This is a genomic window from Aerococcus sp. BD502 (assembly GCF_057919555.1).
The window spans coordinates 213,454-238,821 of record NZ_CP147972.1; the positions used below are offsets into that span (position 1 = coordinate 213,454).

22 protein-coding genes are annotated in these 25,368 nt (G+C 47.4%); 3 read left to right on the forward strand and 19 right to left on the reverse strand.

The features are described 5' to 3' along the window. Nucleotides 1-5: 5 nt before the first annotated feature. From WF803_RS01110 to WF803_RS01140, 7 genes are all read right to left on the reverse strand, one after another. Nucleotides 6-602 carry an ECF transporter S component gene (locus WF803_RS01110; protein WP_489611296.1) on the reverse strand — a complete coding sequence of 199 codons (597 nt, stop codon included), beginning with the start codon at nt 600-602 and terminating at the stop codon, nt 6-8. Next, nucleotides 599-1,330: a pseudouridine synthase gene (locus WF803_RS01115; RefSeq protein ID WP_489611297.1), complete on the reverse strand. Its 732-nt coding sequence runs from the start codon at nt 1,328-1,330 to the stop codon at nt 599-601. Before WF803_RS01115 ends, WF803_RS01110 begins: the two co-directional genes overlap by 4 nt. 6 nt (nt 1,331-1,336) lie before the next feature. After that, nucleotides 1,337-1,882, reverse strand: a complete 546-nt coding sequence (gene scpB / locus WF803_RS01120) for an SMC-Scp complex subunit ScpB (RefSeq protein WP_489611298.1) — start codon at nt 1,880-1,882, stop codon at nt 1,337-1,339. Further along, nucleotides 1,879-2,652, reverse strand: coding sequence for a segregation and condensation protein A (locus tag WF803_RS01125; RefSeq protein ID WP_489611299.1), 774 nt, complete (start codon nt 2,650-2,652; stop codon nt 1,879-1,881). Before WF803_RS01125 ends, scpB begins: the two co-directional genes overlap by 4 nt. Then, nucleotides 2,639-3,037, reverse strand: coding sequence for a GNAT family N-acetyltransferase (locus WF803_RS01130; protein ID WP_489611300.1), 399 nt, complete (start codon nt 3,035-3,037; stop codon nt 2,639-2,641). Before WF803_RS01130 ends, WF803_RS01125 begins: the two co-directional genes overlap by 14 nt. 70 nt (nt 3,038-3,107) lie before the next feature. Next, complete coding sequence (locus WF803_RS01135; protein ID WP_489611301.1) at nt 3,108-4,757, reverse strand: hypothetical protein; 1,650 nt, start codon at nt 4,755-4,757, stop codon at nt 3,108-3,110. A 5-nt stretch (nt 4,758-4,762) separates the two neighbouring features. Continuing rightward, the gene (locus tag WF803_RS01140; protein ID WP_489611302.1) at nt 4,763-5,500 is read right to left on the reverse strand and encodes an NAD-dependent protein deacylase; all 738 of its coding nucleotides are present in this window, start codon (nt 5,498-5,500) and stop codon (nt 4,763-4,765) included. Nucleotides 5,501-5,607: 107 nt separating this feature from the next. On the opposite strand from WF803_RS01140, the gene WF803_RS01145 reads away from it, so the two are divergent. Next, a complete protein-coding gene (locus tag WF803_RS01145) occupies nt 5,608-6,399 on the forward strand; it encodes an FxLYD domain-containing protein (protein WP_489611303.1) in 792 nt (263 codons plus the stop codon). 60 nt (nt 6,400-6,459) lie between these two features. On the opposite strand, the gene xerD is transcribed toward WF803_RS01145, so the two are convergent. From xerD to mutS, 12 genes are all read right to left on the reverse strand, one after another. Further along, entirely contained in the window at nt 6,460-7,338 is an 879-nt protein-coding gene (gene xerD, locus WF803_RS01150; RefSeq protein WP_489611938.1) for a site-specific tyrosine recombinase XerD, read from the reverse strand. Nucleotides 7,339-7,357: 19 nt separating this feature from the next. After that, nucleotides 7,358-7,810 (reverse strand): Fur family transcriptional regulator, encoded by a 453-nt coding sequence (locus WF803_RS01155; RefSeq protein ID WP_489611304.1) that lies wholly within the window; start codon nt 7,808-7,810, stop codon nt 7,358-7,360. A 19-nt stretch (nt 7,811-7,829) separates the two neighbouring features. Next, nucleotides 7,830-8,699 (reverse strand): CvfB family protein, encoded by an 870-nt coding sequence (locus tag WF803_RS01160; protein WP_489611305.1) that lies wholly within the window; start codon nt 8,697-8,699, stop codon nt 7,830-7,832. 31 nt (nt 8,700-8,730) lie between these two features. Then, on the reverse strand, nt 8,731-10,503 hold the full coding sequence (gene pyk / locus WF803_RS01165; RefSeq protein ID WP_489611306.1) for a pyruvate kinase: 1,773 nt from the start codon (nt 10,501-10,503) through the stop codon (nt 8,731-8,733). A gap of 10 nt (nt 10,504-10,513) precedes the next feature. Beyond that, nucleotides 10,514-11,476: a 6-phosphofructokinase gene (pfkA, locus tag WF803_RS01170; RefSeq protein ID WP_489611307.1), complete on the reverse strand. Its 963-nt coding sequence runs from the start codon at nt 11,474-11,476 to the stop codon at nt 10,514-10,516. A 68-nt stretch (nt 11,477-11,544) separates the two neighbouring features. Beyond that, nucleotides 11,545-14,940 carry a DNA polymerase III subunit alpha gene (locus WF803_RS01175; protein ID WP_489611308.1) on the reverse strand — a complete coding sequence of 1,132 codons (3,396 nt, stop codon included), beginning with the start codon at nt 14,938-14,940 and terminating at the stop codon, nt 11,545-11,547. Between the two features lie 41 nt (nt 14,941-14,981). Next, a complete protein-coding gene (gene queA, locus WF803_RS01180; protein ID WP_489611309.1) occupies nt 14,982-16,034 on the reverse strand; it encodes a tRNA preQ1(34) S-adenosylmethionine ribosyltransferase-isomerase QueA in 1,053 nt (350 codons plus the stop codon). Nucleotide 16,035: 1 nt separating this feature from the next. Continuing rightward, nucleotides 16,036-17,052 carry a Holliday junction branch migration DNA helicase RuvB gene (gene ruvB, locus WF803_RS01185; RefSeq protein WP_489611310.1) on the reverse strand — a complete coding sequence of 339 codons (1,017 nt, stop codon included), beginning with the start codon at nt 17,050-17,052 and terminating at the stop codon, nt 16,036-16,038. Between the two features lie 27 nt (nt 17,053-17,079). Then, a complete protein-coding gene (gene ruvA, locus WF803_RS01190; protein ID WP_489611311.1) occupies nt 17,080-17,685 on the reverse strand; it encodes a Holliday junction branch migration protein RuvA in 606 nt (201 codons plus the stop codon). Nucleotides 17,686-17,687: 2 nt separating this feature from the next. Next, nucleotides 17,688-18,131: a peptide-methionine (R)-S-oxide reductase MsrB gene (msrB, locus tag WF803_RS01195; RefSeq protein ID WP_489611312.1), complete on the reverse strand. Its 444-nt coding sequence runs from the start codon at nt 18,129-18,131 to the stop codon at nt 17,688-17,690. Nucleotides 18,132-18,146: 15 nt separating this feature from the next. Beyond that, nucleotides 18,147-20,069: a DNA mismatch repair endonuclease MutL gene (mutL, locus tag WF803_RS01200; RefSeq protein WP_489611313.1), complete on the reverse strand. Its 1,923-nt coding sequence runs from the start codon at nt 20,067-20,069 to the stop codon at nt 18,147-18,149. Between the two features lies 1 nt (nt 20,070). Next, entirely contained in the window at nt 20,071-22,665 is a 2,595-nt protein-coding gene (gene mutS, locus WF803_RS01205) for a DNA mismatch repair protein MutS (RefSeq protein WP_489611314.1), read from the reverse strand. Nucleotides 22,666-22,878: 213 nt separating this feature from the next. On the opposite strand from mutS, the gene WF803_RS01210 reads away from it, so the two are divergent. Both WF803_RS01210 and WF803_RS01215 read left to right on the forward strand, forming a co-directional pair. After that, the gene (locus WF803_RS01210) at nt 22,879-24,795 is read left to right on the forward strand and encodes a heavy metal translocating P-type ATPase (protein WP_489611315.1); all 1,917 of its coding nucleotides are present in this window, start codon (nt 22,879-22,881) and stop codon (nt 24,793-24,795) included. Between the two features lie 86 nt (nt 24,796-24,881). Next, entirely contained in the window at nt 24,882-25,349 is a 468-nt protein-coding gene (locus WF803_RS01215) for a Dps family protein (protein WP_489611316.1), read from the forward strand. Nucleotides 25,350-25,368 lie beyond the last annotated feature (19 nt).

Below are 25,368 nucleotides of genomic sequence, written 5' to 3' on the forward strand. Positions count from 1 at the left end.
ATATCTTACTGCAATTCTCGCCGGGCGACCGGAAGAAAACGCGCCAGGAAGAAGTGGGCAACCACACTAATTAACAAGCCTTTAATGAGGTTGAAGGGAATGATACCGAAAAGCACATAGCCACCCATATCTTCGATAGGAAAATTCATCACTTTGACATAAAAAGGCGTGATAATAAAATAATTTAAAACGGACATGACGAAGGTCATGGAAATAATGCCAAGGCCATAAATATTAATGAGGGCAAACCAGAAGCGGAGGCGGCTCCGTTTTTGGCCCCGGCTCCCTGTTGGTAGATGGCGTTTGGAGAGATAGTAGACTGGTAAAATCCAAGCCGAAGAAGCCAAGACACTGGCAATATCCCCAATTGGATAGCCCAAGTCTCCCCCCGTTTGAATGTAGTGGAGAATGGAACGAATCACCATCGCACCAAAGCCACTCAAAGGCCCATAAAGAAAGGTCGCAAATAATAAGGGAATATCCGAAAAGTCAACCTTTAAGAAGGGCAAGGCGATAATAACGGGAAAGGCAAACCACATTAAAATAAAAGCCAAGGCGCCCATAATCGCGGTAAGCACAAATTTCTTTACATCTTTCTTCATTTTTTATCCTCCTCCAAAGCCATCTCTTTTAAGCACTTCACTTCCCCTTTTGTTAATACCCGGTAACTTCCTAGGGGCATATTGTCAACGGTCAAATGGCCATACTGGCACCGTCTTAATTTATTAACCTGATACCCAATCGCTTCAATCATACGCCGCACTTGCCGATTGCGCCCTTCAAATAAGGTCAGGGCCACTACCGAAATTCCTTTGCCGGCATCCTGCTTCACTAATTTTGCCTTAGCTGGAGCCGTTTTCTGGCCTAAAACCGGCACGCCCCGCGCCAGCTTTTTAATATCGCTGTCAGACACTAAGCCATTAACCTTCACCATATAAGTTTTAGGAATTGAAAACTTGGGATGCATGAGCAAGTGGGCAAATTCACCATCATTCGTCATGATTAAGGCACCACTCGTGTTATAGTCGAGACGTCCCACTGGGTAAATTCTCTCTTCTACTTCCGGAAAATAATCGCAAACAACCGGTCGATTGCGGTCATCGCGAACCGCAGAGATGACGCCCGTCGGCTTATTGAATAAGAAGTACTGCGGGGCCTCCTTGTAAATCGGCTGGCCATCGACTTCCACCGCATCCTTAGGTCCGACCTTAACGCCCTGCTCCGTGATCAACTCCCCATTAACGCGCACTCGCCCAGCAGCTATCATTTTTTCTGCCTGCCGGCGTGAAGCTACTCCAGCGTGGGCAAGCACTTTTTGCAATCTTTCCAAGTTCACTCACCTTTTCTCTTTGGGAGAGGTGTCTATGCCCAATTCCTCCCGCTTAATCTCTGGCAATTCTTCCAAGGAAGCGAGACCAAAATAATTATAGAAATAAGCCGTCACCCCGTATAGGATGGGGCGTCCGGGTGATTCCTCGCGTCCCACCTCTTCAATTAAATCATGGAGTTGTAGTTTTTGCAATAAACCTTGCGTTTGCACCCCCCGAATGTCCTCAATTTTCAGCCGCGTGATAGGCTGTTCATAGGCAATAATCGCCAAGGTTTCTAAAGCCGCCTTGGAGAGTTGGCTGGAGAAGGGCGACTGGGCGTAAGCTCTCACGAGGCATTCATTTTCTGCCTTCGTTAAAAGCAAATAATGTTCCCCCTGCTTCACCAGGCAGAGGCCGGAATTCTCATCGCTCGCATATTTATCCTTCAATAAGGCTAGCAGGTATTGGGCCCGACTCTCATAAACTCCCAGTAAGCTCATGATTTCTTCTAAACGCAAGCCCTGCTCTCCGGCCACAAAAAGCAAGCTTTCTAATTGACTCAAGGCCTTCATTTGGCTTCCCCCTGGTATTCTAAAATAATGTCTGCGCGCGCAAATTGCTGAATTCGCAATTCCCCCGCCCTCACGAGTTCTAAAATAGCAAAAAACAAGAGCACGAAACGGTCGCGATTAAGCGGCTGGGCTTGTAAAAAATGCAAAAAAGAAGCGGGGCCCGGCGCCTGCTGCAAGTAATGCCTAAGGCTTAGGGTGGCCTCTTGAACACTAAAAGGGTCATAAGTTATTTTCAATGGCTGGGCCTGGCTAGCAGCGAAGCGCTTCAGAGTCCGCCGAAAGGCCCGATATAAATCATTGATATCAAAGGCATCGGCCGGCAAAGGCACTTCTTCCTGGTAGTTTTCTAGATTGGCCATCGGTTTACTGTAAAAGCGCTGGCGCTTTTCGTGCTTCTCTTCTAAAGTCGCACCTAAAGCTTGGTATTGTTCGTAAAGAAATAAGCGATTGACCAAGGGCTTTCTGGGGTCTTCCGCCTTTTCCTGGGCAGGCGGTTTGGGGAGCAGGTATTTCGTTTTCATTTCAATAAGGGTAGCCGCCATGACCAAGTAATCACTGTAGATTTCCAAATCACGAGCGGCCGAATCTTCCAGCACTTGCAAAAATTTTTCGGTAATCAACTGAACAGGAATATCAAAAATATCCACTTTAAAATCTTTAATTAAGTGCAGTAATAAATCGAGCGGCCCCGAAAAGGCCGCTAGATCAATGGTAAGTTCCTCTTGTTCCGGCTTTTTAATAGCTTCCTTCATCGCCTTATAATTCCTCACTATTCATGGCTTTCCAGCGTTTGGCATCCTTCGTTTGCCCCCATTTTTTGAGGAAGCAAGCCATATCTACGGAGCCGGATAGATTATAGGCGGGGAATTGCTCACTTAATTCTTGAATCATCGTGACCGTCAAACCTTCCCCCCGGTAGGACGGTTGAATCGCAATGTAGCGTAAGATGAGCGTCTTTCTATCTTGATCTTGATCAAAACCAATTAAACCAATATAATTATCCTCATTTTCCGGCCGATAGAGATATAAGGAGCGCTCCTGGGCCTTAATTCGCGCCATTTCAGCTTCCAATTCTGGAAAAGCCTTAAAGTCCTTAATAAAACTCAAAAGGCCCATAGCGACTTTTTCTAAATTAGCGACATATGGTGAGAGCATAAATCCCCCTTCATTTCTCTAAAGCATTTTTAAGTCATCTTACCATGTTAGCCAAGCTGGCGCAAGCAAGCTAGGGACGTTCTTCAAGGGCGAATTCCCGGACTTGGCCGTTCGCTTGCACCCCCATTTTAACGCGGTCACCCGCTTCTACGAAGGGTAATTGATCACTGATGGCCAAGGGAGCCCGGTAAATTTTACCCCCGAGTCGCAAGTAGAAAACACTATTGCCATCCACGACCGTAGCTTTAATTTGGTCAATTTGCCCGCTAATTTCTTCCAGCGGACTGTCCTCTTCTCCTTCTGCTAATTCAAGATCTTGCTTGGCTAAGTAGTCAGCCATTAATTGCTTAATACTGGGGCTGGTCATCACTTGCTGGTAATTTAAAACATCCACCAAGGCATATTGCTTAATCAAGCCTGCCCCATCTTTTAAGGATAAAATATACAAAGGCCGGCCCTTAACATTAATTAAGAGCGGGAAGGTGGCATGATAGCCCTTCTCTTGCACGCTCCCTTCCGCAGATTCCATCGCCGAAAATTCAGCAGCAGCAGTTAAGGGATAGCGGCGAGCTTCCCGAGTACGCATATTCACGAGAACAAAGCCAATATTAGAAGCGTCAGAAGTCACCGAAGTCAGCCCCGTATAGAGGTAAATATCATCATCGATGGGCAAGTAATTATAGCCTTCCGTAGGCTCAGTCACACCCACTTTACTAAAAAGAGAATTCCAAAAACCATTTTGGTAATGGCCGTTTAAGGTCAATTGGTGCAAAATTAAGTCCGAACTCTGCACACGGTCTACCCAGCTAGGTACTTGGTCCATCTCATAGTCCTGGCACTCCCCCGTCGAGGCATTCACTAAGATCACCCGGCTGGGTTTAGGTTCGCGCGTTACAAAATAACGTTCGTAAGTGGTGGCCACGTAGTAAGGCTGGCCTTGGTCATCCACTTCAAAAGTGGGCTCCCCAAAAATTCGAAAAGGATATCGGAAGCGCAAGTAACGATCAATTTGCCGGAAAAATTTATCGGCTCGGCTATATTTGATGGGGGCTTGAGGCTTGATTAATTCCGCATCACCCGTCACCATGTCTACCTGCATGTAATAAGGCAAGCCTGTTTTAAAATGATTAAGCCAGCGGAAGAAGCCTGCATAGTTGAGCGGACTGACCCGATAGGGATGACTTTTAATATTAATTTGCGTATAGTCTGCAGCCACGCCAAACTGGGAAACCAAAGCCGACAAGGCCCCCAGATGGCGATTTCCTAGCCGTTCGGCACTATCACGGTCTAGGAGGGGAATTTGCTTAATATCGGTTTCGGGAAAATCTTTTTTGAAATCCTTCTCGGCAACCGTCAGCAATTGACTGTAATTTTTCGCCATAAAGACAGGAGAAAAGATCACATAACTCCCTAGCCAAAATACTGCCACGAGCGCCCAAAAGCCCAGCAAAAGCCGAAACTTTCGGCTCACAGAAAACTTCGGAAACAAGCGCAAAGCTTTATTGTCTGAGTTTTCCTTGGCTTCCAATGATAGACCTTCAACCACTAAAACACCTAAAGTAAGCAAGCCTAGGAAAAGCCAAAATTCCCAAGCGGCATAGTGCAGCGGGGGCAGCATAAAATAATAGTAAAGAAAAGCTAAGAAAGCCAGGAGGGCATAGCCCCCCACCCGATATTTTTTCTTATTTTTGGGGCGTGCTGAATTCGTTACATCTTTCATTATTTCTATTTCTCCTTTAAAGCTTTAAAAACATGACCTAAGCTTTCTTGAAAAATTAAACTTCCCGCTGGTGCCTGTAGGGCTAAAGGCGTTTTATTAATGACCACTAATTGCTCACCTTGGAAGTATTGCACCAAGCCCGCTGCAGGATAGACCACTAGCGAGGTGCCAGCCACGATCAATAAGTCGGCGGCGGCAATGGCTTGAATGGCTCCCGCAATGGCTTCAGAATCCAAGGCTTCTTCGTAGAGAACAATATCTGGACGGACGATACCTTGATCATATTCACAACGTGGAATCCCCTGCTCATCCAATTGTAAGTCCACAAGAGTATACCTTTTCCCGCAAGTAATACAATAATAATCAAGCGTGGTCCCATGCAATTCAATAACTTGGGAGCTCCCCGCTTTTTGATGGAGACCGTCAATATTTTGCGTGACAACTGTCACATCTTTACCCGCTTCTTCCAATTCATGCAAGTAACGGTGGGTGATATTTGGTTCTGCATCGGGGTAAACCAAATTTTTGAAGTAATAGTTGAAGAAATAGGCCGGCTCCTCGACGAAGAAATGGTGGGAAATACATTCCTCAGGCCGCACTTCATCATGCCGGCCCTTGACATACAAGCCTTCACCGGAACGAAAATCAGGAATTCCACTCTCTGTTGAAACACCCGCACCACCAAAAAATACAATACGTTGACTTTTTTCTAGGGCTTTTTTTAAAGCTTCAATCTGCTTCATGACCATCCTCCTCACCCCTAGTTTACCAAACCTTAACGAACTTGAACATGAAAGCCTTCAGCTGCCTATAACTTTATGCTATAATACGCCTAAATGGAGGGTGAAACATGCTTAAAAAACTACTCATCTTAATGACAACGCTCTTGATATTCGCCACCGGTTGTGCTTCGGCTAAGCAAGTGGACGATGAATTTTTCTCCGACCTTTTCCAAACCTGGCAAGACCGCAGCGACAAGATGGTTAAATTAAAAGACGAAAAAAATGTTCCGAAAGCTTTTAAGGAAATTTCCCAATTGGAATTTGACCATATGAAAGCTTATCAGGATAAAACCTTTAAGGATAAAAAATTGGGCGAGGAAGTTCATGGCTATTTAAATGCTTTAGAAGGCATGATTAAAAGCCTAGACAAAAAAGAACTCACCTATGACGATATGAATGAATATTTAAAGCATTATAAGTCAAGAGTGAAACATCTGGACGCACTTAGCCAAGATGAGCGCTATGTTTTACCCGAAGGTGCGACGGATGACTTGGCCCTCGATGAAAAACAGTTGGCAAAGGACCAGAAAAAGCTGGAGGAACGCCAGCAAATACTGAAAAAATTTGAAGAGGATTTAAATAAGATAGAATTCACGGTGGTCGAGCAAGCCTCAAACGCTAATAATGGCCAGTATACCATTGCTGGTGACTTAAAAAACACCACGGGAGCGACCTTGGAAAATTTCGCCTTAACCTTGACCTTCCAAGACGCTGAGGAAAAGAAATTAGATGAAGACACGGCTAAAATTGATAAAATTGCCCCCGATGAAGAAAAAACCTTAACCTTTAAAACCAGCAAAGTTTTTGAATCGGTGGCTTCTAAAATTGATATCGATGAACTTAAAATTAATGGTGAATAAATTGAAAAACCTTCCCAGCAGTCATCACAAGCACTGCTCGGAAGGTTTTTCTTTGCCCTGTTAAGCCCTTGGGAAAGTTTTTTGGTAAAGCTTCCGGATATGCTGGCGATTAACATGCGTGTAAATTTGCGTGGTGCTGATATCGGCGTGGCCTAAAAGCTCCTGAACAACCCGCAAATCCGCTCCATTTTCCAGCATATGCGTGGCAAAGCTATGCCGTAACGTATGGGGGCTCATCGGGGTTTTAAGGCCTGCTAACTGGGCATATTGCTTAATAATTTTCCATGCCCCCTGGCGGCTTAACGGCCGGCCGCGTTGGTTTAAGAAAACTTGACTGGTCGCTTTTTTGCCCGCTGTAAAATGGGGACGCCCCTCTGCTAAATAACGCTCCAGCCATTCCCAAGCATAGTCTCCCAGGGGAATGATCCGCTCCTTTTGGCCCTTACCAAAAATTTTCATAAAGCCCAAATCAGCATGAATATCATTTAAAGCCATGCCTAAGAGCTCACTAATACGTATGCCCGAAGCATAGAGCACTTCTAACATGGCCCGGTCCCGTATACCGGCCGGCTTAGTCGTATCAGGCGTTTGGATCAGCGCTTCGACCTCTTCTAAGGTTAGCGCTCGCGGTAAGCGTTTCTCCTGCTTGGGTAGACGCATGGCATCAGTTGGATTCACGGCAACTTTCCCCTCCTGATGTAAGTCTGCGAAAAATTTTCGCAAAGTCGACAGGTAGCGCGCTAGGGTTGTACGCTTTAAGCCCTTAGCAATTAAGGCCTCCCGCTGCTTCAACAAGAGTTCTTGGTCAATAGCTGCCAGGCTCTCAACTTTTTCGGCCTCTAAAAAACGCCCCAAGCGTTCCAAATCAAATCGATAACTTTTTATCGTATTCTCTGCTAAACCTTGCTCAAGCCGCAGGCGTAGCAAAAATTCTTCCATCGCTTCCTTGAACCAAGCTTCAGTCAAGGTCTGAGTCACCCTTCTCCTGGCATTCCTGGCAGAGGCCGTGTAAAACCGCCACATAATCTTCCACTTGGGCTTGGCTCTGCTGGCTGACCATGGCCAAAGTGTTATCTAAGTATTCAGCGGGGAAGGTCAAAATCTTCCCGCAAGAGCGGCAAATAAAACGCACGGGCGGACGGGTGCTAGCCGTATCACGCAGGCGATACTGGGCCATGCCCGAGGGATGCAGGCCTTTCACTAGCAGCTGGTGCTCGGTGAGAATTTCTAAAAAGCGATAAACCGTCGCTAGCCCAATAGAAGCATTCTTTTTCCGGGCTAGAATATAAATCTCTTCGGCACTTAAAGCCTCCCCTTGATGGGCTTCTAAAACTTGAATCGTGGTTTGTCGCTGTGGTGTCAGCTTAAAACCTGCCTCTTTTATTTTTGCTTGCAGCTCTTCTTCTTGCACATTGACCCCTCTTTATTCTTTACTTAACTAACTCAATACCATCGGCTTGGATGACGATTTTCTTTGCTTTGTATAAACGTCCGATCGCCCGCTTAAATTGTGCCTTACTAATGCCGAAGAATTGACGAATCTCTTCCGCCGGGCTTTTGTCATGGAAAGGCAAGCGCTGTCCTGGCTCACGTTTTAAGATTTCTAGAATCATCCGCGCATCATCATCTAAAACTTCATGAGCCATGGGCAAGAGGGACAGGTTTAAAGCCCCAAATTCACCCACACCAATCACCCGACCAGTCACCTCTTCGCCAAGGCGTGGCTCGATAGAAAACTCCTCATGATGAATAAAACCTAAATAGAAATCCTCTGTCAAAACATAAGAGCCCACCAATTTAGGGCGATAAACTAAAGCTTTCTTCTCTTGATTTTGGAATAAACGTCGATGTGGTGGCAAAGTCTTACCGATTTGCATGAAAATATCATCGCTAGCTAAACTGGCCCAAAGGCGGTCTTTATTATCCTTCATCAATTTAACTAACAGGCGGTCACCAACCTTAGGCCATAAGGAGGTTTCGCTCGGTAAATCGTCATAAGACACCGCAATTTCCTTTTCAGCTAGGCCAATATCAACAAAAACGCCTAAATCACGGCGCACTTCCACCACTTCACAAAAAGCATAGCGGTGTAGGCGTGCGGCCGGTAATTGGCTTTCTAAAATGCGTTGGCCCTGGCGATTTTCATAGGCAAAGCCCTGTACAACCTCACCCAAAACGAGGTCTTTGGGCTGGGGGAGGAGGCGATAAGTTACCCCATTTTTTTGGGCATAAGTCCCCTGCTCATGGCTTTCCGTCACAAAAGCATTAATCACATGTCCAATATCTTGGGCTTCTTTCATTTCCTATCCTCAATTCTACTTCCAGAATCCACTACAAGCTCGAGCCCTCATACACGGCTCCACGCGCACAATCTAAGGTGATCAACTCACCATCATTCACTTTTTCCATAATATGGTCCGCACCGACAATGACCGGCAGGCTGCTATTTACCCCGACAATTGCGGCATGGCTCGTAATCCCTCCGTCGGCCACAATAACGCCTAAGGCCTGCTCCATGGCTTCTGTGTAACGGCCATCGGAATATTCTAAAACAAGAATACTTTGCTCGTCAACCTTCGCTAAGGCCTCCTCGGGCGAGTGGGCCTTGACCACATGGCCAATCGCTAAGCCCACGCCGATCCCTTGGCCGCGCGCTAAGGTTTCACCAATTTGCTGAATTTTCATCATATTAGTGGTGCCACGTTCCCCCACCGGCACCCCAGCGGTCACCAAAATTCTATCGCCAGGCGTGTTATAACCCAAGCGCCGGGTCAAATCAGCCGCCACCAGCATGAGATCATCAGTCGTTTTGGGCCGTTTAATCACTTGGGGTTCTACGCCGCGCGACAGCATAATTTTACGCGCCTGACTTTTGGAAAAGGTAAGGGCTAAAATCACGGCATTCGGCCGATATTTGGCAATCATACGAGCCGTAAAGCCTGATTCCGTAACGGCCACAATCGTGCGAATATGCAAATTGCGCGCCGTATAGGCCACGGATTGGCTAATGGCTTCCGAAATATCACTCGGCCGCATATTCAGTTTCAAGTACTCGGGGATCAGCGAGTTTTGGCTGAGGGCAATTTGCTTTTCGGTCGCTACTGCTAAGCGATTCATGGTTTGGACGGCCTCAACAGGATAAGGGCCAGCCGCCGTTTCTCCGGAGAGCATAATGGCATCCGTGCCATCATAAATAGCATTGGCCACGTCCGAAGCTTCCGCCCGCGTTGGCCGTGGGTTCCTTTGCATGGAATCCAGCATTTGCGTGGCTGTGATCACGGGCTTGCCGCACTGATTGCAACACTGGATCATCTTCTTCTGCATAATGGGCACCATTTCCGTGGGGATCTCTACCCCCAAATCGCCGCGTGCCACTAATAAGCCGTCCGAAACATCCATAATGTCCTTGAGATTGTCCAAACCTTCTTGATTTTCAATTTTGGGAATAATTTGGACATCCATATGCCCTGCTTCTTCCAAAATTTCCCGGATGGCCAAAACATCTTCAGGCTTGCGGACAAAGGAAGCTGCAATGTAATCCACGCCATTTTCTAGGGCAAAGCAGATATCTTTCTTATCTTGTTCCGTCACCGAGGGGAGATTAATAATGACGCCAGGGACATTAATCCCCTTCTGGTCAGCAATCACGCCACTATTTTCGGCAACGGTAATAATTTCACCTGCTTTCGGCTTAATGTCCTTGACTTTTAAATCAACTAAGCCATCGTCAATGAGAATATGGCCGCCAATCTCCACATCATGGACGAGATTAGCGTAGGTGACGGAAAAACCTTCTGCAGTGCCGGCCCGCTCTTCCATGTAAATTCTTACCGTCTGCCCCTTCTCTAAGTAGACGGGCTGATGGTCTTTCATGTAATGCGTCCGAATTTCTGGGCCTTTCGTATCCGCCAAAATCCCTAGGCGCTGGCCTGTTTTTTCTTCGGCTTGGCGAATGCGTTTAAAACGCTCGAGATGCTCCTCATGAGTCCCATGGGAAAAATTCAAGCGGGCGATATTCATTCCGGCCTCCGCCATTTGCACCAAAGTACTGACTTCTTCAGACGCTGGGCCAATCGTACAAACGATTTTTGTCTTCTTATCCATATTCTCCCCCCTAAAAGGAAATCTCGTTATTAATGTCGTACAAATTTATCCAAGGTTCACGCTCTGCTTGGGCTAAGGCTTCAGTTAAAGGCTGGTAGACGACTTCACCTTGACGAAGGCCCAGGCAGACATTGCTCTTCCCCTGGGACAAAAGTTCCACCGCCTTATAGCCAAAGACACTCGCCAACACCCGATCCCTGGCTGAAGGCGAACCGCCCCTTTGCGTGTGGCCAAGAACCGAAACACGGGTATGGAAGTTACCATAGGCTTCTAATTGGGCTTTAAATTCATGAGCCGCCATTACCCCTTCAGCTAAAATAATAATAATGTGCTTCTTCCCACGAGAGCGACCCGAATGAATCTCTTGGACCACTTCTTCCATATTAAAAGCCTGCTCAGGAATAATCACCTGTTCTGCACCTGAACCAATCCCCGTCCAAAGCGCAATGTCTCCAGCATGCCGTCCCATAACTTCAACAATGAAAGTTCGTTCGTGGCTCGAAGCAGTATCGCGAATCTTATCCAAGGCGGCTATCGCCGTGTTCACCGCTGTGTCAAAGCCAATCGCAATATCCGTCCCTGGCACATCATTATCAATGGTCGCTGGAATAGCAACGGTTGGAAAATCCCAGGCAGCTAAGGCGTGAGCTCCTTTTAAGGACCCATTGCCCCCAATCACAATTAGGGCATCCAATTGACTTCTTTGCAGATTTTCTAGGGCTAATTTCTGACCGGCTACATCTTTAAATTCTGGATAGCGCATGGTCCCCAGTACCGTGCCCCCTTTGGCCAGCAAATCCCCCACATCATCAATAGTCATCTGCCCAAGTTCCCCTTCTGCTAGACCTTTAAAGCCATAACGAATGCCGTAAATATCATAATGATCATAAATTGCCTTCCGCACGATGGCACGAATAGCGGCATTCATACCAGGAGCATCACCACCACTGGTCAATACGCCGAGCCTTTGCATGTTTATTCCTCCGTCCTTTTCCTTATTTTAACATGCCCGTAACGAGGAATGCTAAATTTATTACTTTCCTAGTCTTTTTGGTAGATGACATTCTTTTCGCCAAAAAGTTCCCGCAAGCTTTGCCCCACCTGGTCGGACCAGGCGAGCTGATAAGCCTGAGGTAGAGGCATTAAGGCCTCTTCTTCCCGAAAAGAAAAATACAGACGGACTGAACCAGGCGCTCGCTGGCAAAGTTTTTTGAGGGCCGGCCACTGTTGGGCGGCAAAATTTTTATTTTTCACTTGAATGTAAATGGCCTGAGGCTTAGTAGCTTTTTTGGACCTTGTTTTTTCTAAGTTTTCCCGCACCTGCTCATTTAAAGGCACGATCACCTTAGCGATCAATTGCCAGCGGCCATCCCGCCATTGGCTTTGCCCGCGGACAAAGACCTGCTCCCCTTCCCGAAGCAAATAGCTATAGCGAATAAAGATTTCGGGAAAAACCGTCACATCCAGCTGGCCGTATTGGTCCTGCAAAACAATAAAAGCCATGTCTTGATTTCTCTTGGTTAGAATCGTCTTCACTTCGATGATTTTTCCAAGGAGGGCATAAGTTTTCTTGGCCTTAATGCCGGTGCTGGGTGTCAGTTGCCCCGTCTCATAATAAGGCTGGTAATCCTTATAGAGGGTGACCGTTAGGCCCTGGCCCAAAGTTTCCATTTCGCCAGCCAGTAATTTTTGATCATCATATTCGGGCTTTTCTATAATCACCGGTTGAAAAAGCTCGGCCTGCTCGTCGAGCCCAGACAGGGCGAGTTTTGTTTGGGCATTGGTCTCCTGGCCAAATAAAGACACATGGGCTAAATATTTAGGGATCGCTTCTTCAATCAAGGTACGCCGAGTTTCTCCCAAGGTATCTAAGGCACCACTCCAAGCCAGGGCTTCCAGAATTTCCTGGCGTTGGCTTTTGGAACCAAGCTGTTGAATTAAGGCATAAATATCCTTAAAGCGCCCAATTTGCTCGCGGGCATGTAAAATATCGGCAAACACAAATTGGGGCAGCCCCTTAATATCACTTAAGCCCAGGCGAATCGTCTGAGGCCCAACCAAATGCATGTTTTGGTAGGACGTATTAATATCCGGTGGCAAAACTTCCACCTGCCGCTGGCGCGCTTCACTCAGTAATTCTTGACCCTTTTTATCGTAGAGCTTCACCTGCCTGAGGTTAGCCAAGTAAAAGGCAGCAGGATAATGGGCCTTATACCAGGCAAGGTCATAAGCTAGCGCTGCATAGGCAAAGGCGTGCGATTTGTTAAAGCCATAGTCAGCAAAGGCTTCAATATAGCGGAAGATTTCCTCGGCACTGGCTTTAGAATAGCCGCGGTCCTTTGCCCCTTGGTAAAATTTCTCGCGCATACGCTGGAGCAGGTCCTGCTGTTTCTTACTAATGGCCCGGCGTAAAATATCGGCCTCGCCCAAGGTAAAACCAGCAAAGCGTTGGGCCACCCGCATGACCTGTTCTTGGTAGACCATAATGCCATAAGTTTCTTCAAGGATGGGCTGCAAATCCGCATGGGGGTAGGTAATGGGCTCGCGCTGGAATTTACGGTTCACATAATGCGGAATTTGCTTCATCGGTCCCGGCCGGTACAAAGCATTAACCGCCGCTAATTCTTCTAAATTTTTAGGCGCCACCTGCTCAAGGACTTGCCGAATGCCAGCTGATTCGAATTGAAAGACCCCTAAAGTATCCGCTGCTTGGAAAATTTTAAAAGTAGCAGCGTCCCCCCGAGTGATGGACACATGTCGTTTTTCTAAGTGATCAACCGCTGCTTGCGCCCGGGCTAGAATGGTTAAATTGCTTAAGCTTAGGAAGTCGACCTTCAACAGTCCTAGAGCCTCCACATCCCCCATCGTAAATTGCGACAAAGGAATCGGCCCATGGCTACTCTTTTGCAGGGGGAGAAATTGCAGCAAATCTTGATCAGCAATGATCACGCCAGCCGCATGGGTCGAAACATGGCGGGGCAAACCTTCAATTGCCTCAGCCGTTTTTAACCAAAGCCGGCCCAGTTTATTTTCATGGACATAGCTTTGAAGCTTGCCGGAGGTTTCCCAAACTTCAGTCAGTGTCTGATTCAAACCAACTGTATTTGACCAAGCCTTAAGCTGGCGTTGAGTCTGGCCAAGGACACTCCCCACATCACGCAAGGCCATCCGTGCCGCAAAAGTTCCAAAGGTTGCGATTTGGGCCACATGGCGAGCCCCATATTTTTGATAGACATAATTTAAAATATCATTACGCCGATTATCAGGAAAATCCAGATCAATATCAGGCATATTTTGCCGCTCTGGATTTAAGAAACGCTCGAAAAGCAGGCCATAGTGAACCGGATCGATCTGGGTAATCTGCAAGGCATAAGCCACTAAAGACCCCGCTGCCGAACCCCGGCCTGGACCCGTCATAATGCCTGCTTCACGCGCATAACGCATCACGTCCCAAACCAAAAGGAAGTAATCCGCAAAACCCATTTGAATAATAACCTTTAATTCATAGGTCAATCGTTCATTATAGGCTTTCTCATTGGCCAAGCCCCTTTCAGCTAAGCCTTCTTTAGCTAAATTTGTTAGATAGTCTGCGGCACTCTCTTCATGAGGGACTGGGTAGCCGGGCAGCAATTCTTGGTGTTCCTTTAATACGACTTGATATTGCTTTTGCCAGTTTTCAAAAGGCCAAGTCAAAGTCACCGGTAAAGCGGCAAAGCTTTCCTCATAATAAGCGGGGGAACGTAAATAAGCCTGGCCTGGCAATTTTGCTTCTGTTGCTGGTTCTCTTAAAATTTCCCGAGTTTGAATAGCCTCTAGAACACGCTGGGTAAAAGCTTCTCCCGGCTCTAAATATTGGATACTTGGTAGAGGAATACGGGGGAGATCCAAGGTTTTCCCTAAGCGCTCAATATCCTTCCAATAATAAGACCAATAGGGGGCCGAAGTTACCCCGAGGTATATGGGCTTAGCAAACTGCTTCTTAAAGTGTGCCAGCCAATGGAGAGCTCCCTCAGCGTTTCGTTCCTTCAAGTAAGCCATATGTGTGCCGCGCTCCATCGGTAAAATGACCAGCAAGTTCCTAGCTTCTGCAAACAGGGTCTCTAAAATTTCTTCTCTGTCCACCTCCTCTTGAAGCTTCACGAGCGAACTCAGAAGCAGTAAGGCCTTATAGCCGGCTTGATTTTTTGCATAGAGAAGCAATTCATCATAAGCCTGGCCGGCCACCAAACTCGGTAAACGCAAGGTCAAGCCAAAAAAAGCCTGCAAGCCCTCTGCCCGGCAGGCCCGGTGAAACTCTAAAGCCCCGTACAGCACATTGACATCGGCCAAGCCGATCGCTGTATACCCCAATAATTTCGCCTTTTTCACATAAGCAGGTAGGGCCATGGGGGTCTCCAAAAGAGAATAAGCTGATTGAACTTGTAGGGGAAGAAACATAGCAAAGCCTCACTCTAAAAAATTAAGCTGTTAAATACGTTTTAAGCCCGATACATGAACATGGCATCACCAAAGCTAAAGAAACGATACTGCTCTTCTACCGCATGCTGGTAGGCCCGTAAAATATTTTCTCGGCCGGCAAAAGCTGAAACCAACATGACTAGCGTCGATTGGGGTAAGTGAAAGTTAGTAATTATCGCATCAACCACCTTAAACGTGAAACCAGGATAGATAAAAATATCGGTCCAGCCGCGTTCGGGCTCCACCTGCCCCGCTGCAGTCATATTTTGGCCAATCGTCTCCAAAGTCCGGACCACCGTGGTGCCACAAGCCACGACCCGGTGGCCATTGGCCTTGGCTTCATTAATTAAGCGACAGGCCTCTTCTTCAATATGATAATACTCAGCATGCATTTGATGGTCCGTTAAATCCTCAGCGGAGACCGGGCGAAAAGTTCCCAAGCCGACATGCAGGGTGAGCATGGCAATTTTAATGCCCTTTTGCTGTAATTTTTCTAAGTACTCATCGGTAAAATGAAGGCCGGCAGTGGGCGCAGCTGCAGAGCCATTTTCCCGTGCATAGACCGTTTGATAGCGCTCGGAATCCGCTAGCTTTTCCTTAATATAAGGGGGCAAGGGCATCTCACCCAATGCTTCTAAAATTTCCATAAAAATACCATCATAGTCGAAGCGAATAATACGGCCACCATGTGCTAATTCCTTTTCCACGGTTCCAATTAAACGCCCCTCCCCAAAGGAAAGACGTTGGCCTTCGTGAATACGTCGGCCTGGCTTGACCAGTGTTTCATAGCGCGTTTCGGCACCTGGCACAGGCTTTAGGAGGAGAACTTCACAATGCCCGCCCGTTTCCTCCTTCACTCCGTATAAGCGCGCCGGCAAAACCCGAGTATCGTTTAGAACGAGAACATCCCCAGCCTCTAAATAAGTATCCAAATGGGCAAAAATATCGTCTTGGTAGGCTCCCGTCCTAGCATTAAGCGCCAGCAGCCGGCAAGCCAGGCGATCCTTCGTCGGCGTTTGAGCAATCAGCTCCTCGGGTAAAGCATAATCATAGTCACTGGTCTTTAAGGCCATTTCAGTCCTCCTTCATTTTAAGGCCCAAATGCTCATAGGCCCGCTGGCTAACGACCCGCCCGCGCGGTGTTCGCTGCAATAAGCCTTGTTGAATGAGATAGGGCTCATACATATCTTCAATGGTTGTTTTGTCTTCCGAAATATTCGCAGCAATAGTCCCCAAGCCAACAGGTCCGCCGCCATAAAACTCAATCATGGTCCGTAAAATCTTCCGGTCCAATTCATCCAGACCTAAATGATCCACCCCCAACACGCTAAGGGCACGTTGGGTGATGGCGAGAGTAATGACTCCTTCTGGCTCATAGACTTGGGCGAAATCGCGTACCCGTTTAAAGAGACGATTGGCGATCCGAGGGGTGCCCCGCGAGCGGCGGGCAATTTCTAAGCTTGCCGAAGACTCGATTCTCGTATTTAGCACGTTAGCAGTCCGCCAGACAATCTTTTGCAGTTCATCATGCTCGTAGTAGCGGAGGGCTTTCACAATGCCAAAACGGTCTCGCAGGGGGGCCGATAAAACCCCCGCCCGCGTGGTTGCGCCAATTAAGGTGAAAGGGGGCAAGGTAAATTGTACGGGACGGGCTTCCTCATTTTGCCCCAGCACAATATCAACCTGAAAGTCTTCCATGGCCCCGTAGAGCATCTCCTCCACGACCCGGGGCAGCCGATGGATTTCATCAATAAATAAAACATCTCCTGGTGCCAATTCATTCAAAAGAATGAGTAAATCACCCGTTTTTTCAATGGCTGGACCACTCGTGGTTTGTACTCCCACCCCCATCTCATTGGCGAGCACATGGGCCAGGGTCGTTTTCCCTAAGCCTGGTGGCCCGTAGAGGAGAACATGATCCAAAGCTTCATCCCGGGCCCGACTGGCGGTAATATAGACTAAAAGCTCCTGCTTCATAGCTTCCTGGCCAATATAGCTCGCTAAACGTTGGGGGCGCAAGCTCTCCTCTTCATATTTTTCTTCCTCAGCCGCTAAGGGATCGAGAGCTGATTCTTCATTAGGCTTGGCCATACTATCCCTCCTTTCTTCCAATTATGGTTACAGGTTGGTTAAAGCTTTTAGGGCGATACGGATCGCAGCCGCTGTATCGGTCACCTCATCGAGGTCACTAACTTTAATGGCCCGGTCAATGGTTCGCTTAGAATAGCCCAAAGTTTCCAGGGCCAGCGATAATTCCTCCAGCATTTGCTCATGCTGGGTTTGATCAGCCGGCTCTGCTTTCTCCTCTTCCACTTCGGTTTTGAGGTCGGCAAGTTTGCCTTTGAGATCCAAAATAATTTGCTGGGCTGTTTTTTTACCGACACCGGGGAAGGTCCTTAGGAATTTAATATCTTCAGCTTCAATGGCCCGAATTAAGCCTGCACTATCGCCTAAGGAAAGAATGGATAGGGCGCTCTTGGGGCCAATACCCGAAACCTGATTTAATTTTTGGAATAAAAGCTTCTCTTCCTCCGAGTAAAAGCCATACAGGCGGATCGCATCTTGGGTTACCACTTGCTCGAGCCAGATCGTCAGTTCCTTATTCATCTGCTCACTAAAACGATAAGGGTTGGCCACCAAAATATGGTAGCCGACCCCTCCTGCTTCAATCGTCACCGCTGCTGGGCTAATGACGGTGAGTTGACCTTTAATATAAGAATACATCGTTATTCATCGAGTAGGGCTTTGAATTCGCCGTAGCCCCGCTCGTCCATTTCCTCATAAGGGACAAAATCCAAGGCCGCCGAATTAATGCAGTAGCGCAAGCCTCCCGTTTCCTTAGGGCCATCGGGAAAGACATGGCCTAAATGGGAATCAGCGCCTCGGCTCCGCACTTCGGTACGAATAAGGCCATATTTGCGGTCTTCGACTTCCTTAAGTTCTTCGTTGGTGATGGGCTTGGAGAAGGAAGGCCAGCCACAGCCCGCATTAAATTTAGTGGTCGAGGCAAACAAAGGCGTGCCGTCCACAATATCGACATAGATGCCCTTTTCATAGAAGTCATCATACTTTCCTGTGAAAGCACGCTCCGTCCCTGCTTCCTGGGTGACATGATAGGCTTCTGGGTCCAGTTCCTTAAGGCGTTTTTCCTTGTCAAATTTTTCTGTCATGGTATCCTCCTTAAATTAAACGTCAGTTTTAGGGTCTTGAATCCGTTTGAAGAGCCGCTCAATATCATAAGTCTTAAAGTGAATCATTGTCGGCCGGCCATGGGAACAATTAAAAGGATTCTCGCACTGGCTTAAATCCTCTAATAATTGGCAGGCTTCTTCGTCAGCGAGATAGTGATTAGCCTTAATCGACAATTTACAGCTCATCATGATCGCCGTGGCTTCCCGAAATTCCCGAACGCCTGCCTTAGGATCCGCTAAGGCTAAAGCAATCAGTTCATCCACCGTCTCTTCAATTTGATCATCATGGATCCAGGTGGGATGGGCCGTTAACTGAAAACTGGTCGGCCCAAAAGCTTCGAGATAGATATGCATTTCTCGAAGCCTTGGCAGCAGTGCTTCGACGGCTAGGGCTTCATCTGCAGAGAAGTTAAAAACTAGCGGCATAAGTAATTCCTGCACACTCTCCTCCGGCTGGCCCAGTTGCTCTCTAAAATATTCATACTTAATGCGCTCTTGAACGGCGTGCTGGTCCAGCAGGTATAAGCCACTCGGATCCGTTGCTAGGAGGTAAGTTCCATGAGCTTGGCCAATGTAATCGAGCGCCGGGAAGGGACGTTCTTCTGCCTTCGCTTTTTCATCAATGCGGGCTAAACGCTGAACATCCGACCAGACCGCAGCCGGCTTATGCTTATGATGCCTTTCCGCCTTGGGTAATTCAATATCATCACTGGCGGGGGCGGTAGGTTCAATTCCTGCCGCCCTGCTTTCTTCTACCATGTCCTGGTCGACCCAATTCGTAGGCGCTTGGGCCTGACTTTTCTGGCCTTCCTTTTTCTCCACCCGCAAACGCTCTAAGGGCAGGGCCTCTTGTTCCGTGTACTGTTCCTGCTTTAGAGAACGGCCCGCAACTTGAGAAGCCGTATAGTCATAAGGGCTCATCGCTTCCGGAATCCGCTCCTGCTTAAGGAAGAGTTCCCGAACCCCTGCTTCCAGTAATTGGCAAAGCTCCGCTTCCTTACTGATCCTAACTTCCATTTTAGTCGGATGGACGTTTACATCCAAGAGTTGTGCATCACAAGTAATTTTTATGGCAGCGATGGGATAGCGGCCAATCATTAACATTTTACCATAGCCCCGAATTAAGGCATTCGTTAAGGCATAATTGCGAATAAAGCGCGAATTCACAAATAAAGAAATATAATTTTTGCTGGCCCGGGTTAAGCGGGGAGGACTGAGTAGGCCTTCCACTTGAAAATCCAAATTTTCCACGGCAAAAGGCTCTAAAACCTTCGCTTCCTGAAAGCCATAAATCGCCGCCATCACTTCCTGCAAGCGGCCCTTGCCATTCGTTTCCAGCATCAGTTTCCCGTCATGGTAATAACTAAAGCGAATATCCGGCCGGGCCAAGGCATGGCGATTGATAATATTCGTGATATGAGCCAATTCTGTCCGTAAAGAGCGCACATATTTTAAGCGTGCTGGGGTATTGAAGAATAAATTTTCCACCACCACTTCAGTCCCCTGCCGCAAATGACTGGCCTCATCCGCGATTTTCTTACCGCCCTGAAAGGCTAAGTAGCGGCCTTCTTGGCCATTGGAACTGGCGAGGGAAAATTCGGAGACTGAGGCAATACTCGGCAAAGCCTCGCCCCGAAAGCCGAGGGAGTGAATGCGAAATAAATCTTGGCTGGTGTAGATTTTGCTGGTGGCGTGGCGCTCTAAGGCTAATTCCATTTCCTCGGGAGCCAGTCCCCGACCATCATCGATCACTTGAATGCGTTTCATGCCCGCTTCTTCAATATGAATATCAATATTTTTCGCTTGGGCATCCATGGCATTTTCCACAAGTTCCTTGACAACCGAAGCGGGCCGCTCCACGACTTCACCAGCCGCAATTTGGTTAGCCACCTGTTCGGGCAGGCGCATAATCGCCATCTTATTCCTCCTCATCAATTTCCTTTTGCCAAGAAGCAAGTATATTCAAAGCCTCTAAAGGTGTCAGTTGTTCTAAGGTTAAGTCATGAATACGTGACCGCCAAGGCTCTTGGACGAGCATTTTTTCCTCAGCCACCACGGGAGCTAGCTCCGTGTCAAACAAGGCCAGCTGCTGGGCCGAGCTAACCTTGGCCGCTTCTTTTTGGCCTAAGTGTTCTAAAATGCCTTCCGCATTATGCAGTAGATCTGCTGGCAGGCCAGCTAATTTCCCCACATGGATCCCATAACTGCGGTCCGCTGCTCCGGGGTAAATTTTGTGCAGGAAGGTCACCTCACCGGCCTCTTCTCGGACACCAACATGAATATTTTTCAAGCCGTCAAGTTCCTGCTCTAAATGCGTCAGTTCATGATAGTGCGTACTAAACAAAACCTTGGCCTGGGAGTGGGCATGGAGGTACTCAATAATCGCCTGGGCTAAGGCAATGCCGTCAAAAGTCGACGTGCCCCGCCCTAATTCATCGAATAAAAGCAAGCTTTGATCGGTGGCATGTTGAATCGCCTGATTGGCTTCAATCATTTCCACCATAAATGTACTTTGCCCAGCGGATAAGTCATCGGAAGCCCCAATTCGCGTAAAAATCCGGTCAAAAATGGGTAAGCTAGCTGTTTCGGCCGGTACAAAGCAACCCATTTGCGCGAGGATCACAATTAAACCTAGCTGCCGCATAAAGGTAGATTTCCCCGACATATTGGGGCCGGTAATGAGCAGAATTTGCTCTGTTTTGGTCATGTCAATCGAATTAGGAACAAAATTTTCCCGACCCACGACCCCTTCCACGACCGGATGGCGACTATTTTTCAAATGCAGCTCCCGCCCGTTGAACGTAAGCTTGGGGCGGGTGAAGCCTTGGTCCTCACTAATTTGCGCAAAGGCTTGGAGGACATCCAAAGCCGCCAAAGTGTGGGCTAAGGCTTGCAGGGCTGCTTGATAGGTCTTCACTTCTTCGCGGACTTCCACAAAGAGTTCGTACTCTAGGCTTTCTGCCTGGGCTTCAGCCTCATTAATTTTTTGCTCCATCTTCTTTAAGGCGGGCGTAATATAGCGTTCCGCATTCGTTAAGGTTTGCTTGCGCTCATAGCGGCCTTCGGGCAGCAAATGCAAGTTAGCCTTCGTCACTTCTATGTAATAGCCGAATACTTTATTATAGCCAATTTTTAGGGATTTAATGCCGGTTTCCTGGCGTTCTTTTTGCTGGAGGTCCAGTAACCATTCCTGGCCATGGCGCATGGTATCCCGGTAAGTATCCAAGCGTTCGTTAAAACCTGTTCGAATAATTTCTCCTTCATTAAAAGTTGCCCCCGCATCAGGAGCTAGGGCCTGGTCCAAAAGTTTAACTAAATCTGGCAAGGCCTGCATGGCTTTTAAACTCTCTTCAAAGAGGGGAATGCCTTCTTCCTGCTGCATGTCAGCCACTTGAGCTCGGAGTGCCGGAATACGCTCCAACGTCATTTTGAGTTGTAACAACTGCCGGGGATTGGCCTGGCCCATTGCCACACGCGCCACTAAGCGTTCTAAATCATAAACACCTTTCAAAAGTTCTTGGGTTTCCAAGCGATTAAAATAATGGTCAATAAAAGCTGCGACAGCATCTTGCCGTTGAGTGATCTCCTCCGGATTTAATAGCGGCCGATTCATCCATTGCTTGAGAAGCCGACTGCCCATGGTAGTTTGGCAATGATCTAGGAAGGCAAAAAGACTATGATCACGATCCCGTGTGCGAATGGAGCTAGTCAGTTCAAGATTGCGCTTGGCATAATGATCCAAATGTAAATAATGGTCCACATCATAATGCTCAGCAGCCTGCAAGTGATCCAATTGCTCAAATTGGGTTGCCTCTACATAAGTTAGCAGCAATTGACCCGCCAGCTGTTCGGCTTTGATTTTTAATTCTTCGAGAAGCGGGCTTGCCGCCAAAGACTTCGACAAATGGGGCAGCTTAGATGGAGTGAAACGGTGTAAGGCTTCTAAGTCTTCGAGAAGATCAGCTTCGACATTATCTTCTCCCAAAAAAACTAATTCTAGACTCTGCAATTGAGAAAACTCTGTTAATAAATCAGTCCGCTCCTTAACATGAGTGACCTTGAATTCACCTGTCCCTAAATCTGCATAAGCCAGAGCATAGCCAAGCTTTTCATCATGATATAAAGCCGATAGGTAATTATTTTCCTTTGCCTTACCTTCCTCAATATAAGTTCCAGGCGTTAAAACCCGCACAACATCGCGCTTGACCATGCCCTTAGTAAGTTTGGGATCTTCTAATTGTTCCGCAATTGCGACCTTATAGCCCATACTAATCAAGGTCCGGATGTAATTATCAGCCGAATGATAAGGCACACCACACATAGGGATAGGTTCATCTGCATTCTTATTTCGACTCGTCAAGGTAATCTCTAATAAACGTGCGGCTTTCAGGGCATCGTCATTAAATAATTCATAGAAGTCGCCCAGACGAAAAAACAGGAAAGCATCTGCATAGCGATCTTTCAATTGTTGATATTGCTGCATCATAGGTGTTGCTTGCTTTTTCTCTGCCACACGACCTCTCCTTTGCTGCTCTTTTAAATTTATTTCTTATTATTATTTTAGCACAGTTTCCAACTCAACGCAGACTGGGCATTCTTTACCTAAATTTAAAGCTTAGACCTTGTTTACCTGGTGGACTTTGTTATAATGAACACAAGGTCATATGATAATTTGTTCATATGTAAATCATGACCATTACGATTTTCATCAGAAAGGATGTTACCCATGTCTCACGCCCATCAGCAACATGGTCATGGCGAGAATCACGACCATCATGACACGTCCAAATATTTATACTTTGCGGCTTTAGTTTTGGCGGCTCTGGCCTTCCTTACCTTAAGGCCTTGGCCATACTGGCAAAATCTGACCTATAGCCTCGTCATGCTCTTGGCGGGCTATGATATTATTTTGCTGGAAGGAATCCAAGATACCATCCAAAAAACCAAGGAACGTCGGCACTTCTCTCCCAACGCCCATATTTTAATGGGCCTGGCAGCTATCGGTTCTGCTTTTTTGGGGAATTTTTTCGAAGGCGCCTTGCTGATTCTAATTTTTGCCGGGGCCCACTTCCTGGAACATGCCGCAGAAGGCCGCAGCCAGCGCGATCTCAAAAAATTATTGGCCTTAAAACCCACCCAAGCGCGGCGCTTAAATGAAGCGGGGGAAGCTATAGAAATTTCTGCAGATGAACTCAAAAAAGGCGACCACGTGCAAGTTCGCCAAGGTGACCAAGTACCCGGAGACGGAAAAATTATAACCGGATATACCACTTTAGATGAAGCGGCCATTACCGGAGAAAGTATGCCACAGGAAAAAGGCGAAGGGGATACCGTTTACGGGGGAGCGATCAACCAGCAAGAAACTATTGTTGTTGAAATCTCCACAGAAAGAAAAGACACCGTCTTCTCCCAAATTGTGCGCCTAGTGTCCCAAAACAAGGAACATCAAACCAAAACGGCCACCCTCATTGAGCGTTACGAACCCTATTATGTGAATATTGTCCTAGTTGCTAGTTTACTACTCTTTATCTTGGCCCCACATTTCTTCGGCTGGTCACGAACGGTCAGTCTCCAAAGAGGACTGGGCCTCCTTGTGGCAGCCTCTCCCTGCGCCCTCGCAGCGGCTACCGTCTCGGCTAGCTTATCTGCCACTTCCAATTTAGCCCACCACGGCGTGCTCTCCAAGGGAAGTACTTTTCTCTCACAACTCGCCGATGCTAAGGTCATTGCCTTTGACAAAACAGGTACCTTAACCAAAGGCCAGCCCAAAGTGACCGCCAGTTATTTTGACCAAGCCGAAAAAGAAGCAAAGCATCAACACATTATTGCCGCTATGGAAGCCGAAGCCAATCATCCTTTGGCGACAGCCATTACCACTTATTTGAGCCTGGAGCCTGAGTTTACTTTACAAGTTAAAAATATCACGGGCAAAGGCTTAACGGCTGAAGATGGCAAGCATTACTACCGTATCGGCAAGCCTGATTTCTTTGCCGATATTCCAGCCAGCATCCAGGAAAAGCATGAAGAATGGGCCAATTCTGGTCAGACCGTAGTTTTTTTCTCTGTAGATGACACCGTTGTTGCCGCCTTAGCCTTAATGGACGTGGAGAGGGATGAAGCCCCAGCGATGTTAAAATATTTTGAAGAAAAAGGCTTGGAAACGGTCATGCTAACCGGTGACGGAGAATTAGCGGGTGAAGCGATTGGTAAGAAACTGGGGCTTAAGCAAGTCTATGCCAATATTCTCCCTGAGGAAAAAGCAGAGCGCATCAAGGCCTTAAAGGAAGAATATGGGACAGCTGTTATGGTCGGGGACGGGATTAATGACGCCCCGGCCCTCGTCCAAGCTGATGTCGGCATTGCCATGGGCGAAGGCACGGATGTGGCTTTGGAGATGGCAGACTTGGCTCTGGTGAATAATCAGTTAACCAATCTGGTAAATGCCCACGCCCTCAGTCAGAAAATGCTTCGGGTAATCTGGGAAAACATCGCTATTGCCCTTCTTGTTGTCGTACTTTTAGTGATCAGTGTCTTCACCGGCTGGGCAGGCATTACCTTAGGCGTGCTCGTGCATGAAGGCAGTACGCTATTAGTTATTCTAAATGGCTTGCGTCTACTGCGCCCCTTAAAAAGGCAAAAATAAACCGATGTAAGCATATTAATTGCCCTCCTCAAAAGCAACTGATAGAATGTAAGTATCATATGGTGTGACAGAAAGGAAGGATATTCTTGACTTTTGACAAGACAAAAAAAGCCCTTAATCAATTAGTGGCTGACTTATCACAGGCTTCCGCAGCCATTCATCAAATTCACTGGTACATGCGTGGAGAAAACTTTGTCTCTACCCATGAACTGATGGATACTTACCGCGACACCGTAGAAGATCAGCTAGACGAAGTTGCCGAACGTCTCATTACCATTGATGGTGCCCCCTACTCTACACTCGAGCAATTTGTTGAAAACTCAGCGATCAAAAGCATTCAAGGCGATTACGAGAAAAGCATTGCCGACCATCGCCGCCGGCTTGTTGAGGTTTTTAGAGCCCTAGCTAAAGGCTACGGTGCAGCGATCAAAGCTGCCCAAGAAGATGAGGACAATGTGACGGAAGACATGTGTATCGATGCTAAAGGCACCATCGAACAATATATCTGGATGCAACAAGCCGAGTTAGGCGAAGCACCTAAGATTGCCGAATAAAGCTACCAAGAAAGCCCTC